The organism is Nocardioides imazamoxiresistens, assembly GCF_032378595.1.
In the GTDB taxonomy this organism is placed as follows: Bacteria; Actinomycetota; Actinomycetes; order Propionibacteriales; family Nocardioidaceae; genus Nocardioides; species Nocardioides imazamoxiresistens.
The window spans coordinates 1-16,990 of sequence record NZ_JAVYII010000003.1 but is presented as its reverse complement, the minus strand read 5'-3'; the positions used below and the strand labels follow the sequence as shown (position 1 = coordinate 16,990).

General features: G+C 73.8%; 18 protein-coding genes. 13 read left to right on the top strand and 5 right to left on the bottom strand.

Annotation, left to right across the window (positions count from 1 at the left end; translation table 11 throughout):
* Window positions 1-53: 53 nt before the first annotated feature.
* From RDV89_RS07020 to RDV89_RS07000, 5 genes are all read left to right on the top strand, one after another.
* Entirely contained in the window at window positions 54-662 is a 609-nt protein-coding gene (locus RDV89_RS07020) for a hypothetical protein (protein WP_315732246.1), read from the top strand.
* Entirely contained in the window at window positions 659-1,309 is a 651-nt protein-coding gene (locus tag RDV89_RS07015) for a hypothetical protein (protein ID WP_315732245.1), read from the top strand. The genes RDV89_RS07020 and RDV89_RS07015 overlap by 4 nt, the downstream gene beginning before the upstream one ends.
* A gap of 75 nt (window positions 1,310-1,384) precedes the next feature.
* Entirely contained in the window at window positions 1,385-1,963 is a 579-nt protein-coding gene (locus RDV89_RS07010; protein ID WP_315732244.1) for a hypothetical protein, read from the top strand.
* A gap of 91 nt (window positions 1,964-2,054) precedes the next feature.
* Entirely contained in the window at window positions 2,055-4,664 is a 2,610-nt protein-coding gene (locus tag RDV89_RS07005) for a circularly permuted type 2 ATP-grasp protein (protein WP_315732243.1), read from the top strand.
* Window positions 4,661-5,554: a transglutaminase family protein gene (locus RDV89_RS07000; RefSeq protein WP_315732242.1), complete on the top strand. Its 894-nt coding sequence runs from the start codon at window positions 4,661-4,663 to the stop codon at window positions 5,552-5,554. The genes RDV89_RS07005 and RDV89_RS07000 overlap by 4 nt, the downstream gene beginning before the upstream one ends.
* Window positions 5,555-5,582: 28 nt before the next feature.
* Here the strand turns inward: RDV89_RS07000 and RDV89_RS06995 are convergent, their stop codons facing one another.
* Both RDV89_RS06995 and RDV89_RS06990 read right to left on the bottom strand, forming a co-directional pair.
* The gene (locus tag RDV89_RS06995) at window positions 5,583-5,708 is read right to left on the bottom strand and encodes a hypothetical protein (protein ID WP_315732241.1); all 126 of its coding nucleotides are present in this window, start codon (window positions 5,706-5,708) and stop codon (window positions 5,583-5,585) included.
* A 130-nt stretch (window positions 5,709-5,838) separates the two neighbouring features.
* Window positions 5,839-6,582, bottom strand: coding sequence for an SDR family NAD(P)-dependent oxidoreductase (locus tag RDV89_RS06990; RefSeq protein ID WP_315732240.1), 744 nt, complete (start codon window positions 6,580-6,582; stop codon window positions 5,839-5,841).
* A gap of 317 nt (window positions 6,583-6,899) precedes the next feature.
* Between RDV89_RS06990 and RDV89_RS06985 the strand changes: the two genes are divergently transcribed.
* The 6 genes from RDV89_RS06985 to RDV89_RS06960 all read left to right on the top strand — a co-directional run bounded on the left by RDV89_RS06985 (window position 6,900) and on the right by RDV89_RS06960 (window position 13,397).
* Window positions 6,900-7,376, top strand: coding sequence for a MaoC family dehydratase (locus RDV89_RS06985; RefSeq protein WP_315732239.1), 477 nt, complete (start codon window positions 6,900-6,902; stop codon window positions 7,374-7,376).
* Window positions 7,373-8,416: a zinc-binding dehydrogenase gene (locus RDV89_RS06980; protein ID WP_315732238.1), complete on the top strand. Its 1,044-nt coding sequence runs from the start codon at window positions 7,373-7,375 to the stop codon at window positions 8,414-8,416. The genes RDV89_RS06985 and RDV89_RS06980 overlap by 4 nt, the downstream gene beginning before the upstream one ends.
* 101 nt (window positions 8,417-8,517) lie before the next feature.
* The gene (locus tag RDV89_RS06975; RefSeq protein ID WP_315732237.1) at window positions 8,518-9,522 is read left to right on the top strand and encodes an ABC transporter substrate-binding protein; all 1,005 of its coding nucleotides are present in this window, start codon (window positions 8,518-8,520) and stop codon (window positions 9,520-9,522) included.
* Window positions 9,523-9,629: 107 nt separating this feature from the next.
* Window positions 9,630-10,451, top strand: a complete 822-nt coding sequence (locus RDV89_RS06970) for an SDR family NAD(P)-dependent oxidoreductase (protein WP_315732236.1) — start codon at window positions 9,630-9,632, stop codon at window positions 10,449-10,451.
* Between the two features lie 9 nt (window positions 10,452-10,460).
* Complete coding sequence (locus RDV89_RS06965) at window positions 10,461-11,642, top strand: ABC transporter ATP-binding protein (protein WP_315732235.1); 1,182 nt, start codon at window positions 10,461-10,463, stop codon at window positions 11,640-11,642.
* A gap of 3 nt (window positions 11,643-11,645) precedes the next feature.
* On the top strand, window positions 11,646-13,397 hold the full coding sequence (locus RDV89_RS06960; RefSeq protein WP_315732234.1) for an ABC transporter permease: 1,752 nt from the start codon (window positions 11,646-11,648) through the stop codon (window positions 13,395-13,397).
* Between the two features lie 7 nt (window positions 13,398-13,404).
* Here RDV89_RS06960 and RDV89_RS06955 read toward each other — a convergent pair whose 3' ends face one another.
* The 3 genes from RDV89_RS06955 to RDV89_RS06945 are packed head-to-tail and all read right to left on the bottom strand — an operon-like array spanning window position 13,405 to window position 15,463.
* On the bottom strand, window positions 13,405-13,770 hold the full coding sequence (locus RDV89_RS06955) for a DUF202 domain-containing protein (RefSeq protein ID WP_315732233.1): 366 nt from the start codon (window positions 13,768-13,770) through the stop codon (window positions 13,405-13,407).
* A complete protein-coding gene (locus RDV89_RS06950; protein WP_315732232.1) occupies window positions 13,767-14,099 on the bottom strand; it encodes a YidH family protein in 333 nt (110 codons plus the stop codon). The genes RDV89_RS06955 and RDV89_RS06950 overlap by 4 nt, the downstream gene beginning before the upstream one ends.
* A 41-nt stretch (window positions 14,100-14,140) precedes the next feature.
* Window positions 14,141-15,463: a DUF1254 domain-containing protein gene (locus RDV89_RS06945; RefSeq protein WP_315732231.1), complete on the bottom strand. Its 1,323-nt coding sequence runs from the start codon at window positions 15,461-15,463 to the stop codon at window positions 14,141-14,143.
* A gap of 134 nt (window positions 15,464-15,597) precedes the next feature.
* On the opposite strand from RDV89_RS06945, the gene RDV89_RS20225 reads away from it, so the two are divergent.
* Together RDV89_RS20225 and RDV89_RS06940 are read left to right on the top strand one after the other, a co-directional pair.
* Complete coding sequence (locus RDV89_RS20225) at window positions 15,598-15,831, top strand: DUF1254 domain-containing protein (protein ID WP_369012406.1); 234 nt, start codon at window positions 15,598-15,600, stop codon at window positions 15,829-15,831.
* A 9-nt stretch (window positions 15,832-15,840) separates the two neighbouring features.
* On the top strand, window positions 15,841-16,860 hold the full coding sequence (locus RDV89_RS06940; RefSeq protein ID WP_315732230.1) for a DUF1214 domain-containing protein: 1,020 nt from the start codon (window positions 15,841-15,843) through the stop codon (window positions 16,858-16,860).
* The last annotated feature ends 130 nt before the right edge of the window (window positions 16,861-16,990 follow it).

The following is a 16,990-nucleotide window of genomic DNA, read 5'->3' as shown; positions in this document are numbered from 1 at the left end:
GACGGGCCACGCCCACAGCGCACGCTCAGGTGGACCTGTCAGGATCGTCGACCGTGAAGCCCGCAGCACCCCGCCCCACCGCCCTGCCCGCGCGCCGTCGACGAGCCGTACGCCCAGGCGTACGCGTCCCGGTCGCGCTCGCCGCCTCGGTGCTCGCCGCCACCGCGCTGGCCGGCTGCGGCGGTGACGACGACGCCGCGCAGGACCCCGCGGCCGCGGCGGCTGCCGTGGCGGCCGACGGCGACGCCACCCCCGACGAGCGGCTGCAGGCCGTGGTCGACGGGCTGCCGGACATGTCGGAGGAGACCTACGACCAGGTCGGCGTCGTGGCCGAGCTGCCCGACGGCGTGCTGGCCGACGACGCCGTCGCTGACGACGTGGCGTCCTTCGGCGACGAGGAGTCGGGCTGGTTCGTGCTCGAGCGGCGGGCCGGCAGCGTCGAGGAGAACACCGAGGCCGCGGTCGGACGGCTCACCGGCGCCGGGTTCGTCGAGGGCGAGGCGTTCGACCCCGAGGGCATGGCCGAGCTGCGGGTCTTCGAGCGCGCCGACGACGGCGCGGTGGTCGGCATCGCGGTCTCCGACGTCACGGACCAGTCGGCCGACTCCGCCGACTTCCCGACCCGGATCGGCTACCTGGTGACGCCGGAGGCGGACGGATGACGGCCCCCGCCCGGCGCTGGGTCGCCATCGCGATCGTGGCCGTCCTGGTCGTCTCCGTCCTCGGCGCCGTGCTCCTCGGGATCGGCGACGGCGACGGCGACGACACGGGCGCGCCGGCCGACGGCGCGAGCTCGTCGTCGAGCGGCGATCCCGCGGCGGACGGGTCCGAGGAGCCGTCGCAGGAGGCCTCGGCCGAGCCGACGACCGACGCCGAGCGGCTCAGCGCCGTGATCGAGACCCAGCTCGACTTCGAGCAGTTCGCGCCCGAGGTGTTCGGGGTCGTCCCGGAGGGCCTGCCGGCCGGGGTGCTGCCCGAGGACCAGGACCCCAATTTCGTCGTGGGTGTCGGCGACGCCCAGGGCGGCTGGGTCGTGTTCGTGCAGAACACCGTGGTCGCCGAGCAGGCGGTCCCCGCGGCGGCGGAGCGGCTGCGCCAGGCCGGCTACGTCGAGGGCGAGCCGGTTCCCGTCTCCGACACCGGTGAGCTGACCGCCCCGGCCGAGGCCGACCCCGCGGCCTTCGGCGACCTGCGCTCGTTCTCCGGCGGCGGGGTCGTGGTCGGCGTGGCGTCGCGCGACGTGGAGGTCGGCGCCGACGTGCCGCTGCCGAGCGTCACCATGCTCGTGGTCGCCCCGGCGGCCCCGTGACGCGGACCGGTGACGCGGCCCCGGTGACGCGACCCGGTGCCGGCCGGCGTGACCCGGCAGGGTAGGAACGGCCTCGTGACCACGAACCGCCGTCGCGCCCTGCGCCGCCTCGCCGCCGTCCCGTCCGTCGCCGTGCTCGCGCTCGCCGTCCTGACCGGCTGCAGCGACGACGAGGGGTCGGGCGACGACTCGAGCCAGTCCGACGACGGCGCGGGCGACACCGCGTCGGACGACACCGCCGACGACCCGGGCTCCGACGACGGCGCCGCCGAGGGCGAGCCGGGGGAGCCGGAGGCCGGGCCCGGCGACGGCGCGTCGACCGACATCGACCTCGAGGACTTCGCGGGCTTCGAGGACGAGGTGCCCGAGGGATTCCCGGAGGAGGTGCCCCTGGTCGACGGCGACGTGCTGTTCGGATCTGAGCAGGACGGCACCTACGCCCTGGCGATCAACGTCGCCGGCGAGCCTGCGGACGCCCACGAGGAGGCCGTCGCGCTGCTCGAGGAGGCGGGCTTCGAGGAGGCCGAGGCCGTCGACTACGACGACGTCTTCGTCTCGTCGCTCAACGGCGAGGGCCTCACGGTCTCGGTGACCACGGCCGCCGACACGGTCGACGAGGGCTCGCTGGTGACCTACGGGGTCATGGGCAGCTGACCGGCCACCGTCCGGGACGGGGCGGGCGCGCGGCCCGCGGATCGTGTCAGGGTGTCCCCGTGCAGCTGACGCGGACCGCCGGCGGGCCGACGTGACCGTGCTCTCCGACTACACGGCGGCGCTGGCGCAGCCCCGTCTCGATCCCGCGCCGACCCGCTACGACGAGCTCGTCGGCGCCGACGGGGCGCTGCGGCCCGCGTGGCGACCGCTGCTCGACGTCGCGCTGCGGCTGACCGCGGGTGACCTGGCCCGCGTGGACACCGACATCCGCCACGCGCTGGCCGACGACGGGGTCACGTACGCGGCACCCGGCCGCGGCGTGGAGCCGTGGCGCCTCGACCCCGTCCCGCTCGTGCTGGACGCCGACGAGTGGACGGGGCTGGAGGTCGCCCTGGCGCAGCGCGCCGAGCTGCTGGACGCGGTCGTCGCCGACCTGTACGGCCCGCGCACCCTGCTGCGCGACGGCGTGCTGCCCGCCCCGCTGGTGCTGGGGCACAGCGGCTACGTGCGGGTGATGGCGCGCGCCTCCGCCGCCGACCCGCACCCGCTGCTGCTCACCGCGACCGACCTGGGCCGCACCGGCGACGGCGAGTGGCGCGTGCTCGCCGACCGGGCGCAGGCGCCGTCGGGCCTCGGGTACGCCATGCAGAACCGCCGCGTGATCTCCCGCGTGCTGCCCGAGCTCTACCGGCAGGCGTCGCCGCACCGGCTGGCGCCGTTCTTCCACGCCCTGCGCAGCTCCCTGCTGCAGGCGGCTCCCGGCGACCCCGCCAGCCCGCGGGTCGTGGTGCTCTCCCCGGGCCCGCACTCGGAGACCGCGTTCGACCAGGCGTTCCTGGCGAGCACGCTCGGCTTCCCGCTCGTGCAGGGCGGCGACCTGGTCGTGCGCGACGGCGCGGTGTGGATGCGCGTCTTCGAGCACCTCGAGCGCGTGCACGTGATCCTGCGGCGCGTCGACGCGGCCTGGAGCGACCCGCTCGAGCTGCGCGCGGGGTCCCGGCTCGGGGTCGCCGGGCTGAGCGAGGCGGTGCGCCGGGGCACGGTGCGGGTGGTCAACGGCCTCGGCGCCGGGGTGGTGGAGAACCCGGGGCTGCTGCCCTACCTGCCCGCCGCGGCCCAGCACCTGCTCGGCGAGGACCTGCGCCTCGACTCCGTCCCCACGTGGTGGTGCGGCGACGAGGCGAACCGGCGTACCGTCCTCGGGCGTCTCGACGAGCTCGAGGTCCGCCGCATCGACGGCGGCCGGGTGGGCGGCGGACGCGACGCGCTGCGCAAGCGGATCGAGGCGGAGCCGCACCTCTACGTCGGCCAGCAGCCGCTGCCGCTCTCGCAGGCGCCGACCTTCGGGCGTGGGCCCGGAGCGGTCGGAGCGGGCGGCGCGGGCGACCTGCTCGAGGCGTACGCCCCGGCCTCGGGCGCCGTGACGCCCGGCTCGGTCACGCTGCGCACGTTCACGCTGCTGCACGGGTCGTCCTACCGCCCGATGGTCGGTGCGCTGGCCACCGTGCGCGAGCGCCACGACGGGCTCCAGGCGGCGCGGTCGGTGTCGAAGGACGTGTGGGTGCTCAAGCGCGACGCCGCGGACCCCGACCAGCACCTGGCCCACCAGCTGCAGCCGGCCTACACCGACGCGTCGGCGGCGGTGCTCCCGCGCACGCTGGACGACCTCTACTGGTTCGGCCGCTACGTCGAGCGGGCCGAGGACACGCTGCGGCTCGTGCTCACCGCGCACGCGCTGGCCGAGGACTACCGGACCCGCCCGTTCTCGTCCGGCGGTGCGAGCCTGGCGGTCGCGTGGAAAGCGCTGCACGACCTGTGCCCGCCCGGCAGGCCCGTGCGCTTCGACGACCCGGCGGTGCGCGAGGAGCTGTTCGGCGACCGGCTGGACGCCGAGTTCCACGCCGTGCTGCTCGACAGCGATCGCGCCGGCGGCGTCGCGCAGTCCGTCGCGGCGCTGCGGGCCTGCGCCCAGGGGGTGCGCGACCAGCTCTCCGCCGACGCGTGGCGGGCGTTCGCCTCGGTGGAGCGGTCGGCGGCGGTGCTCGCGACCTCGCGCCACAGCCACCAGGTCGAGGAGGCCGGCGGGCGGATGCTGAACGGGGTGCTCGCCCTGACCGGCGTCGTCGCGAACATGATGCGCGACCCCGGCTGGCACATGATCGGCGCCGGCCGCTCGCTCGAGCGCGTGCTGCAGGTCGCCCGGCTGCTGCGCTCGACGGTGGTCGAGCGGCGCGGCCTCGACACCGACCGCCGGGTGCTCAACGCCGTGCTGGGCTCCACCGAGTCCGTCGTGACGCACCGGCGCCGCCACCGCGGCTACGTCAAGGTCGGCAGCGTGCTGGAGCTGCTGCTGCTCGACCCGGCGAACCCGCGCTCGGTCGTCTCCGCGCTCGCCGACCTGCGCGGGCACCTGGCCGCGATGCCGGCCTCGACGGGCTCGACCCGCTCCGAGCGGCTGCTGGACGAGCTGGGGGAGCGGGTGGAGAGCGTGGACGTACGCGCGCTGGTCGCGCTCGGCGGTGCCCGCCGACCGCACCTCGACCACTTCCTCGCCGATCTCGTCGCGGAGACGGCGCGGCTCTCGGACGCGATCGAGGCCCTGCACTTCCCGGCCGGGCCGGGCCCGCGCTCCTTCGCCCAGCTGCTGCCGCGCGGCGCGGGGTCCGACGACCTGCTGGTCGAGGCGGGTGGGGACGGGTGAGGTACCGCGTGTGGCACCGCACCACCTACACCTACGACGACGACGTCACCGACAGCCTCGGCGTCGCGTACCTGACCCCGCGCGAGCTGGCCGGCCAGCGCGTCGACGAGCGGGCCCTGCGGATCACGCCCGAGCCGTCGGGGCAGCGCGACGACGTCGACGCGTACGGCAACACCGCCACCTGGTTCCAGGTCCTCGAGCCGCACCGCGAGCTGGAGGTGTACGCCGAGAGCGTGGTCGACGTCGAGGCCCCCGTGCACGACCCCCGCGTCCTCGCGACCCCGTGGGAGCAGGCCAGGCCCGCGGCGCGGCCCGACGCCCCCGACGCGTGGGAGGCGTGGGACTTCGCGCTGCCCTCCGCGCTGGCCGACCAGGGCGCCGAGGTGCAGGCGTACGCCGCCGTCTCCCTGACCCCGGGACGCCCCGTCGGCGAGGCGGTGGCCGACCTGGTGCGCCGGGTGCACGCGGACTTCGCGTACGAGCAGGGCGCGACCACCGTGACCTCGACGGTCGCCGACGTGCTCGCCTCCCGGGCCGGCGTGTGCCAGGACTTCGCGCACCTCGTGGTCGCGGGGCTGCGCTCGCACGGGCTGGCGGCCCGCTACGTCTCCGGCTACCTGGCGACCACCCCGCCCCCCGGCCGGGAGCGTCTCGTCGGCGCCGACGCCAGCCACGCCTGGAACGCGGTGTGGGTGCCCGGCCCGACGGGCGGACCGGGCACGTGGCTGATGCTCGACCCGACCAACGACACGTGGGTCGACGAGCGGTACGTGACCGTCGCCTGGGGCCGCGACTACGGCGACGTCCCGCCGCTCAAGGGCGTGATCTTCACCGAGGCGACCGGGTCGAGGCTCGCCGTCGCCGTCGACGTCGCGCCGGTGGAGGGGTGAGGGGCGGGCGTCGGCGGGCCGCCTCTCGTCACACCCAGTAGGTGTCGTGGCGCAGCATGAACTCCGTCCGCTCCTCCTCCGCCATCGCCTCGCCCCGCGCGAGGGCCTCGAAGTAGTCCTCACGGGGGCCGCCCGGGGCGAGCATCAGCAGCATCTGCGCGTGGTCGCCGCCGCGGAGACCGCGGGTGTTGCCCTCGGGACGTAGAGGAGTCGCCGGGCCCCGCCTCGGTCCCAGGACCGTCCGTCGTAGAGGCGGACGGTGCGACTCCCGCCGGCGGTCACCGTCAGCGCGCCGTCCACCCGCCGTCGGCGTAGACCTCCGAGCCCGTCATGAAGCCCGCGTCGTCGCTCGCCATGAAGGCGACGACGGCGGCGATCTCCTCCGGTGTGCCGAGCCGGCCCATCGGGGTGCCGTCCAGCATGGAGCGGTGCCGCTCCGATCCCTCGAAGCGTTCGAGCAGCTGGTCGGTGCCGATGAAGCCAGGGTGCAGCGAGTTCACCCGGATCCCTCGGGCGGCCCAGTGCAGGGCCGCGTTCTTCGTCATGGTGCGGACCGCGCCCTTCGCGGCGTGGTAGGCGAACGAGTTCCCCATCCCGCCGACGGTGCCGAGGATCGAGCACATGTTGACGATCGCGCCTCCGCCGGACCGCTCGATGGCGGGGCCGGCGTGCTTCATGCCGAGGAAGACCCCCGTCTGGTCGACGGCCACGATCTTGGCGAAGTGCTCCACGGTCTCGTCCTCGACGGTCGCGAGGCTGCCCAGTGCGGCGTTGTTGACGAGGGCGTGCAGCGGACCCCGGGAGCCGAGGGTGTCGAGCGCCGTGCGCCAGGACTCCTCGGAAGCGACGTCGAGCGCGATCGCCTGGTGACCGGTGCCGGGGAGGTCGTCGACAAGGCTCGAGCAGGCGTCGACGTCGAGGTCGCTCACCGCGATGCGGCCGCCCTCGGACGCCAGTCGGCGGCACGTCGCTGCACCCAGGCCGCCCGTGGCGCCGGTGACCAGGACCGTTCTGCCCTCGAATCGCATGACTCCTCCAGTCCCCTCGTGACGGGTGCCGATCGTGGCCCTAGTATGAAGTGAACTCATGTCAGTTTGCCAGGGGGTCGTGGTGTCGGTTCTCGCCGAGGGAGTGGTCGTCGGCGGCCGGCGCCTGCGCAACCCCATCGTCGCGACCGCGCACGGCACTGCTTCCGTCGTCGACGGAATGCCGACTGCGGCCGACGCCGCGTACTGGCGCCGTCTGGCGCGCGCCCAGGCGGGTCGCCCACGCGGTCGCCGTCTGTCCGTGACCCCCGACCTACGCCCACCGCCCACCCCATCCGCCCGCAGGGAACGAGGAACCGATGACGCTCACGACAGTGCACATGGACGACCTGGGAGACCTGGTGGGCCGGGATCTCGGGCCGAGCTCCTGGATCGAGGTGGACCAGGCGCGCATCGACGCCTTCGCCGGCGCGACCGAGGACCACCAGTGGATCCACACGGACCCGGTGCGCGCGGGTGCCGGTCCGTTCGGCACCACGATCGCGCACGGCTTCCTGACGCTGGCCCTGGTGGCCCCGTTCCTGGAAGCACTGCTGAAGGTCGAGGGCGCCGGCATGGGTGTCAACTACGGGCTCGACCGCGTGCGGTTCCCCGCGTCGGTGCCGGCGGGCAGTCGGGTCCGCGCGCGGATCGCCGTCGTCGCCGTCGACGAGGTGGCCGCAGGGGTCCGGCAGGCGCGTCTGGAGATCACGGTCGAGGTCGAGGGGGGCGACCGCCCGGTGTGCGTGGCCGTCCTGCTGTGCCGGTTCTACGCCCCGGCGGGGGACGGGGCATGAGGACGACCCGGGAGGTACGCGTGGTGCGGCGGCCCGAGGGCGGTCTGCGGGAGAGCGACCTGGAGGTCGTCGAGACCGCGGTGCCGGCCCTGCGTGACGGACAGGTCCTCGTCCGCACCACGCATCACTCCGTGGACGCCGCGGTCCGTCTGCGCCTGGATCCGGTGAGTCCTCCTGGCTACCTGCCCGCCTTCGAGCTGGGCGCCGGGATCGAGGGTCTTGCCGTCGGGACCGTCCTCGAGTCGCGCGCCGATGGTTTCGCCGTCGGCGACCTGGTGCAGCACGCCCGGGGCTACCGCGAGCTGGCGGTGGTGGAGGCCCGGGGCGCCGCCCTGGGAGGTGCCGGGATGCTGGCCCGGCTCGACCCGACGCTGGCGCCTCCGCAGGTCCACGTCGGTCTGCTCGGCGGAACCGGGCTCACCGCCTGGGCGGGCATCGTCGCGGTCGCGAGGGCACAGCCGGGCGAGACGGTCTGGGTCTCGGCCGCCGCCGGCGCGGTGGGCAGCGTCGCCGCGCAGCTCGCCCGAGCCCGAGGGTGCCGGGTCGTCGGCAGCGCGGGCGGTCCCGAGAAGGTGGCGTACCTGCTCGACCACCTGCACCTCGACGCGGCCTTCGACTACCGGGCCGGCCTGACTGCCGGTCTCGAGACCGCCGCACCGGACGGGGTCGACGTCTACTTCGACAATGTCGGCGGGGATCACCTGGCCGCCGCGCTGGACCACCTGCGGCCCTTCGGTCGGGTCGCGCTGTGCGGTGCCATCGCCGGTTACGACACCGAACCGGCGCCCGGGCCGCACAACCTCTTCCAGGCCACCTCGAAGAACCTGACGCTGCAGGGCTTCCGTGCGGGCGCCCACGCCGCGCGGGCCGACGAGGCGCGCGCGGAGCTCGCTGGTCTCTGGCGCGACGGACGCCTGCGGTTGGACGTGGCGTCGTACGCGGGGCTCGACCTGGCTCCGCGGGCGATCGTCGACCTCCTCGCGGGGCGCACGCGGGGCAAGTGCGTCGTGGAGACCACCGAACCCGCAGATGGTGATTGACGCCACACGGACCGCCTACTACATTGAACTGATATCAGTTCATCGGACGGGAGCGTGACGTGAAGAGGTCAACGAGGATCACCGGCGCATTCGCTGCGGGCGTGCTGACGCTCGCCTTGGCAGCGTGCGGCGGTGGAAGCGGCGGGGCCGCCAGCGAGGCGGTCGAGGGCAGCTGGGACGACGTGGTCGCAGCCGCGAACGACGAGGGCGAGGTGCTCCTCTACTCGAGCCAGAACCCGACCCGCCTGGACGCGCTCGAGGCAGCCTTCGAGGCGGCGTACCCGGACATCGACATGAAGTACGTGCGCGGCACGGACGCCGAGATGAACCCCAAGGTCGAGGTGGAGAACCAGACCGGTCGGGGCGCCGCGGACGTCCACATGGTCACGGACGCGGCGTGGATCACGACCGCATCCGAGTCGGGCACGTACTCGGTGGACGACCTGCGGGGACCGTCGTTCGAGGCCGAGGCGTTCAACCGCGACGAGAACGTGCTCGCGGACTCGTTCTTCCTCACCAGCGCGGCGGTCTTCGCGATGGGCTGGAACACGAACGAGGTGCCCGACGGCTTCGAGGAGCCCCAGGACATGCTGTCCGACGAGTACGCCGGCAAGCTCGGCATCGTCAACCCGCAGGGCATCGCGGCGTACGTCGACTTCTTCCAGTTCTACGAGGAGAACTTCGGCCCGGACTTCCTCGAGCAGCTGGCCGAGCTCGAGCCCCGCATCTATCCCAGCGCCCTGGGCATCGCCCAGGCGCTGACCTCGGGCGAGATCGCGGCTGCGCCGGGCGTGCAGCCCCTGGTCGCCGAGGTCGAGTCGGGTGCGCCCGTCGACTGGAAGCTGCCCGAGCCCGCCTGGGGCACCCCCTGGTACTCGCACGTGCTGAGCTCCGCGCCGCACCCGAACGCCGCCCAGGTGCTCGCTGACTTCATGGTCAGCCCCGAGGGTCAGGCCGCACTGAACACCGGGTACGCCTCGGTGCTCGGTGATGGCGACGGAGCCGTGGCGGACGCCAGTGACATCGAGCTGCCCGACCCCGACGCGTTGACGCCGGAGCAGGTGCAGGCGTACCAGCAGGAGTGGGAGTCGCTCTTCCTGCGATGAACGACGGTGGCGGCGGCCGGTGGACCCCCGGTCGCCGCCTCCCGCAGCGCTCCGACGCGTGCGCGCGATCCGCCCGACCCTTCCGCCGCCATGGAGGTGAGCAGCCGATGAGTGTGAACGAACGCCCCCCGGTCGCCGGGTTCGCCGGCCGCACCGTCCTCGTCACGGGCGCCGCGAACGGCATCGGCGCCGCCACGGCGCGGCTGCTCCACGCCCGGGGAGCCACGGTCGTGCTGGCGGACGTCGACGAGGCGGGTGGTGCCCGGCTCGCCGCCGAGCTGGGCGGGTCCGCGACCTCGGTCGCGCTCGACGTCGCGGACGAGGCCGCCTGGGGCTGCGTGGGCCAGCGCTGGGCGTCCGGCAGGCTGGACGTCCTGGTGCACGCAGCGGGCGTCGCGCAACGAGCCGAGCTCGCCGACTCCACGCTGGCGGACTTCCGGCGAGTCGTCGACGTCAACCTGGTCGGCACCTTCCTGGCGTTGCGCACCGCTGCGACCACCGTGGGGGACGGTGGGTCGGTGGTCACCGTCTCGTCCCTGCGCGGAGTCCTGGCCACGACCGGCCTGGGCGCCTACGGCGCGTCGAAGTTCGGCGTCCGCGCGCTGACCCGGGTGGCGGCGCTCGAGCTGGCCGAGCGCGGCGTGCGCTGCAACTCCGTGTGTCCCGGGAGCATCGCCACCTCCATCACCGACAGCGGTGGCTTCGACGACGTCGATGTCGACGCCTACCTCCGCACCATCCCGATGCAGCGCCAGGGCAGCGCCGACGAGGTTGCCCGCGCCATCGCCTTCCTGGCCGGTGACGAGTCCTCCTACGTCACCGGCACCGACCTCTTGGTGGACGGCGGTACCGCCGCCGGTCGCACCACGCCGCGGCGCAGCCGCGACGACAACCCGACCGACGGGCCGAGCGCCCGCCCCCGACGATGAGGTGACCCAGTGTCCGGATTCAACGTGCAGGGCCTGACGAAGCGTTTCGGCGCGACCACGGTCGTGGACGACCTCGACCTGAGCGTGGAGGACGGCGAGTTCGTCGTCCTCCTCGGTCCGAGCGGCTGCGGCAAGACCACGACGCTGCGCTGCCTGGCGGGGCTGGAGCGGCCCGAGGGCGGCCACATCTCGTTCGGCGACCGAACGGTCTTCGACAGCGGGCGGCACGTCGACATCGCCACCCACAAGCGCAACATCGGGATGGTCTTCCAGTCCTACGCGCTGTGGCCGCACCTGACCGTCCGCAAGAACATCGGGTACCCCCTCAAGGTGCGCGGTCGCAAGGACGCCCTGCGCGGAGGGGCCGTCGAACGCGCGGCGGAGATGGTCGACACCCAGGCGCTGCTCGACCGCTACCCGGCCCAGCTCAGCGGCGGTCAGCAGCAGCGCGTCGCGGTCGCGCGCGGACTCGTGGCCGAGCCCGACCTGGTGCTCTTCGACGAGCCCCTCAGCAACCTCGACGCACGGCTGCGCGACCAGGTCCGCACCCAGATCCACCAGCTGCACCAGCGGCTCCGGTTCAGCGCGGTGTTCGTGACCCACGACCAGTCGGAGGCGTTCGCGCTCGGTGACCGGCTGGCCATCATGAAGGCAGGGCGGCTGGAGCAGCTCGACACTCCTCAGCGGGTGTTCGACGAGCCCGCGTCGGAGTACGTCGCGGCGTTCATCGGGATGGGCAACCGGCTGGAGCTCACCCGCGGCGAGGCCGGATGGCGCACGGAATCCGGAGAGGTCGTCGACCTCGCGGACCGTACGCCCGAACGCGGCGCGGGCGACCGCGCGGTGGCCCGCCTCCGCAAGCAGGACCTCCACCTCCTGCGCTCCTCCGACCAGGCGCCGGCGCACCACGTCGTGCTGGGGGCCACGTTGGTGACCACCGAGTTCGGGGGTCGTCACTACGACGTGCTGGTCGACGTCGGGGGCCAGCAGCTCAGCCTGGAGGCCGACACCCGCGAGCACGGCGCTTGGCTTCGGGAGGCGGCAGAGGGTGCCCCCGTGCTGGTGGGCTTCGCGCCCTCGGACGTCCGCCTCTTCGCGCCGGACCTGGACGAGAAGCCGCAGACGGGTCTCGCCCTGACGGGGGCCGAGGCCCGGACCGGCGGCACGCACACCGTGGCCTCGGGGGTCTGAGCGATGACGACGACCACCACCGCTCCGGCCGTCTCACAGCCGACAGCTCAGCCGCCCGTCCCCGGGCGCGTGCGCAGCGCCGTCGACCGGTTCACCGCCCGCCGGGGCTGGGGAGCCCGCCTCGGCTACCTCGCCCTCGTCCTGTTCCTCGGCTACCTCGTCGTGCTGCCGCTGTACCGGTTGCAGGCGCTCGCCTTCGAGGACGGGGCACGTGGCTACGACGCGCAGTACTCCCGGCCCGACATCGGCTCCGTCATCTGGACGACCGTGAAGCTCGGCGGGGTCTCGCTCGCCATCGCGATGGTGCTCGGCACCCTGCTGGCCTTCGCGACGAGCCGCCTGCCGGCGAAGTTCGCGTGGCTGCGTGTGATCCCGGTCCTCCCGATCGTGATGCCGGCCATCGCGAGCGTGAGCGGCTGGGCCTTCCTGCTCTCGCCCGGCCCCGGCTACCTGAACGCGGCGTTCCGCACCCTCCCGTGGTGGGACCATCTCGAGTCAGGTCCGATCGACGTCTACACGCCGACCTGGATCATCATCCTCACCGGCTTCGGGCTGACCTCGTTCGTGTATCTCTTCGTCAGCGCCGGCATGGCGGGCATCAGCGCCGAGCACCTCGAGGCGGCACAGACCAGCGGTTCGTCGACGGTGGGGGTCTTCTTCCGCGTCGTCCTGCCGCTGCTTCGTCCCTCGCTCGTCTACGGAGGCGGTGTGGCGCTGCTGCTGGGGCTGGGGCAGTTCACGGGCCCGCTGCTGCTGGGCTCGAACACCGGTGTGAAGGTCCTGACCACCGAGATGTACCGCCGGGTCTCCGAGTCGCCCGCCGACTTCGCCGCTGCGGCGGCCGCCGGGTCGCCTCTCGTCATCCTCGGCCTCGTCGTCGTGTTCGGCCAGAAGGCGCTGCTGGGGAACCAGAGCCGCTTCGTCACCCACGGCGGCAAGGCGTTCCGCTCCGCTCCTGCGAGGTCGTGGTGGGCCGTCGGCACAGTCGTGGTCTACGGCCTCGTCGCTCTCGTGGCCCCCCTGTTCGGGCTCATCGCGGTCGCGCTGTCGCCCTACTGGTCCGAGACCATCCAGTGGAACGCGCTCACGCTCGACAACTTCCGGACGCTCCTCAGCACCCCGGACGTCATCGACTCCGTGGTCACCAGCCTGGTCGCCTCGTCCGTCGCCGTGGCCATCTGCGTCCCGCTCGGGTTCGCGATGGCCAACCTCCTGGTGCGCGGCCGTCGCTACACCGTGCTGCGGCTGGCCGGCGACCTGATCACCGCGCTGCCGCTGGGCATCCCGGCCGTCATCTTCGGCGTGGGTTTCCTGCTGACCTACACCCAGCCGCCGTTCATCCTCTACGGGACGCGCACGGTCATCATCCTCGTCTACGTGGTCCTGATGCTGCCCTTCGCGACCCGACTGCAGATGACGGCCCTGCTCGCGCTCGGCGAGACGTACGCGGAGGCGTCGTCGACCAGCGGAGCGAGCTCGGCCGTGACCAACGTGCGGATCATCCTGCCGTTGATGCGGCCCGCGATCCTCAGCGCGGTCGCACTCATGTTCATCCTGCTGACCCACGAGTTCGCCGCCTCGCTGCTGGTGCGGGCGCCCACGACCCAGGTCATGGGCACCCGGCTCTACGACCTGTGGGCGAACGGGTTCTACCCGCAGGTGGCGGCCATGGCACTCCTCATGACCGTCGTGACCGGGCTCGGTGTGGGCGTGGCCATGCTCATCGGCGGCAAGAACGTGCTCGACAACCTCTGACCGGGGCTCAGCGGGGCCCGTCGACCACGAGCAGAGCGGCGGCGGCCCCGCAGAGCGCCACGACGGACAGCGAGACCACCACCGGAGCGCCGGCACGGGGACGAGCGGGTCCGTCGTGGCGATCGGTCATCTGCCGGGTGCGCCGCCCGTGGAGACGGCGCAGTGAGAACAACACGAACACCGCGACCCCGAAACTCGCCACGAGGGCCAGGACGAGGCCGCTGGCACGGAGCTGCAGGGCTCGCGCGGCCAGGACCGCCACTGCCTCGAGCGCCAGCGCCGTGCGTACCCACGCCATCGTGGTGCGCTCCGCCTGGGCACCTCGGTCGTTCGGGACCGCGTAGTCGACCAGGGGGCCGCCCGGCGGTCTCACCGGAGGACGAGCACGATCCCCGCCAGGACGGCGAGGGCGAGCAGCGCGACGACCGGCAGAGCGAGCCACGGCAGGGGCAGCGGGCGCCCCTGCCGCAGTGCGACCTCGACGGCGAACCAGCGTTGGAGCGCCGCCAGCGCGATGAGGCCGGCCACCGCGAGCAGTGACACGGCGAGGGGCGTGAGCAGCGCCGCCGGCACCTCGTCCGCGGCGAAGGCGTAGGCCGCCAACCCTGCCGCAGCGAGGCCGAGCGACGTGCGTACCCACGCGAGCAGGGTCCGCTCGTTCGCCAGCGAGAACCTCGGGTCGGGCTCCTCGCCCAGGCGCAAGGCCCGGAGCGGTCGTAGGTGCACGGGACCGTCCGACCCGCTCACCGCGCCCGCAGGGGCGGCGGCGTCCAGGCGTGCGACACGACGGCGGCGCCCGGGGCGTAGATGCGTAGTACCAGGAAGAACGGCCCCGGCGGCGTCGGCAACCAGGCGTCGCCGTCGGCACGGTCGGGACCCACGACGATGCGGCCGGAGACCGCTGCGCCCCGTCCGCCCGATGCGCTCCCCACGCCGTGGCGGCCGTCGGGAGCGTCGTACAACATCCCGGTCGCGGCCTCGTAGAGCGTGATGCTCCAGAAGGCGTCGCAGTCCGGGGGTGCGTCGAGGGAGATCTCGTAGGCCCTGCGGCCGTCGAGCGGCTGGCCGTCGGCGTCGACGTACGTGTTGAAGGAGGTGTTCTCCTCCTCGACGTTCGCGCCGAGGCCGACGTAGTTCATGATGGCGCGGTTGAGGTGGTTCGCTCCGTGGCTGCCCTTGTCCGCCACGCGGGTCCACCCGCCCGGCGTCGGCGTACCGAGCAGTGAGCGGTTGGCCGAGACCAGCTCCATCGCCTCGGCGAACCCGTCGCCCACCCCGAGCGCGGTCGCCTCGTCGAGGAGCCGCGCGTCGAACGGGTCCGTCCCTGCGATTCCGATGGAGCGCAGCTGCGCCACCAGGGCGTCGTCCTCCGGGGGGTGTCCCTGCAGGCGCAGGGCGGCGTCGAGCGTCTCCAGGAAGGCGTCGACCTCTGTCTCGACGTCGCCCGCTGCAGCCTCTGGGGCGATCGACGACCCGCCGCGCGGCTCCAGGGCCACCTGGTCCTGCAGGGCACGCACGACCTCGTGGTCGTCAGCGCCCACCTGGATGCGCATGAGGACCCACGTCACGCGCGAGTCGACCTGGACGAGCATCCTGCCGGACCCGTCGTCCGGCGGCGTCGCGCCGGGTGGCACGAGCGTGAAGCGCCGGGCGTCGCCCGCGGTGCGGCGGCTCAGGTTGGTGGCGTTGCTGAAGGCGTCCAGCAGCTGGAGCGTGTAGTACCGCCCGCCGAGGTCCGGCAACGTCACGTCGACGGGCCCGCCGGTGAGGTCGACCCAGGCGCTGGAGTAGAGCGTGTCGACGTTGGGCACGCGGAAGCCGGCGAACTGCGGGGTGGCCACGGCCCGCTCGTGCCGGAAGGTCGACAGGGGTGAGGCGTCAGGGCCCCAGACCTCGCGGCGCAGCAGGTCGTGCTGCAGGACGGCGGGGAGCCCGTAGACGGTCGCGAGTGACGCCAGGGTCCGCGCCCGCAGGCGCCGTTGCTCCGGATCGGCCGGGAGCGCGTCCGCGCGACCGGCCGAGGCGGCTCGGACCGCCTCCGTGGGCGTCTGTCCTCGGAACACCATGGTGGCTCCTCACGAGCTATGCTCAAACTGAACTCACTTCATATCACGCGAGGAAGGCACGGGTCATGGTCCAGCCGTCGACCGACGTCCGCGCAGCAGCGGAGCGGCTGCAGGTCTGGGCGTACCCCTGCGTCATGGCCCAGAGGCTGCGCCTCAACTTCACGCAACCCCGGGACCCGTTCACCGCCCGTCCCCCGACGTCCGCCGGCGCTGCACTGGGCCACGTCGGCCACCAGCGCGCCCTGTCGGACCCCGGGCTGCGCGTAGGGGTGGCTCCGAACGTGGACACTCTCTACTCAGTCGCCTGGCTGGACCTCGACCTCGGCGACCACGAGCTCCGAACCCCGTCCTACGGCGGCCGGTACTAGAGCTACCAGGTGGCGCTGGCGGACACCGGGAGCCCGTGGTCCCTCGGTCAGCGGACCCACGGCGCCCAGCTGCCGCCGCTCACCCTGCGGCGTGGACCGCTCGGCCTGCAGGAGCGGGGCGGGCGGCTCGAGATCAGCACTCCCCACCGTTTCCTGATGATCTGCGGGCGGACGCTGGTCGAGCCCGGCGACGCCGACGACCTGCGGCGCGTGCACGCCCTCCAGGACGAGGTGCGGGTCCGCGTCCTCGCCGGGGCTCGGGCGGCGAGGTTCGATCCCGAGGGCCTGCGGGACGTCGACCTCGACACCTGCTCCCGCGCCGACGAGGTGCGTGAGCCGGACGGGTTCGCCCCCAGCCTCGCGCGCGTCCTACGGGACCTGGACCCGGATGCCGTGCCCGCGCAGGTCCGCGACGACCTCGGGACGTGCGGGATAGCCGGGGACGCGCCGCACGTGCCGACGGACCTCGCCCCCGCGGTCCGCGAGGGCCTCGCGGACGGCGTCCGTCGGATCGAGGGGCGTGTCGGTGCACTCGGGCGGCTCCAGAACGGCTGGGCGCTCAACGAGCGCGGACCCGCCGTGGGCGACGACCTGCTGCTGAGGGCGGCGGTCGCGATGGCGCAGATCTACGTCAACCCGGTCGAGGAGGCCACCTACCCGGTGGCGGAGGTCGATGAGCGGGGAGAGCCGCTGGACGGGGCCCAGCACTCCTACACCGTCTCCTTCGCCGCCGACGACCCTCCGCCGGCGCAGGCGTTCTGGTCGCTCACCGTCTACCACCGGGCCGGGCTGCTGGTCGAGAACCCGCTGGGTCGTCACGCGGTGGGGGACCGTACCCCGGGCCTGCGCCGCGAGTCGGACGGCTCGCTGCGGGTGGAGGTGTCGGCTGACCCGCCGCCCGGCGGCGTCGCGAACTGGCTGCCCGCTCCTCGGGGCCCGTTCCGCCTGATGTTGCGGCTCTACCACCCGACCGACGTCGCGTGGTCACCCCCGCCTGTCGTCCGGGCGGGTTCCGGGCCTGCGCGGTAGGACGCCGCTCGCGATCAGGCCGTGAACCGGCCGCCGTCGGAGACCACGACGGCGCCCACGATGTCGGCGGCCCCCGGGGAGGCCAGGTACGCGATCGTGTCAGCGATCTCGTCCGCGCTCGCGGGGGGGG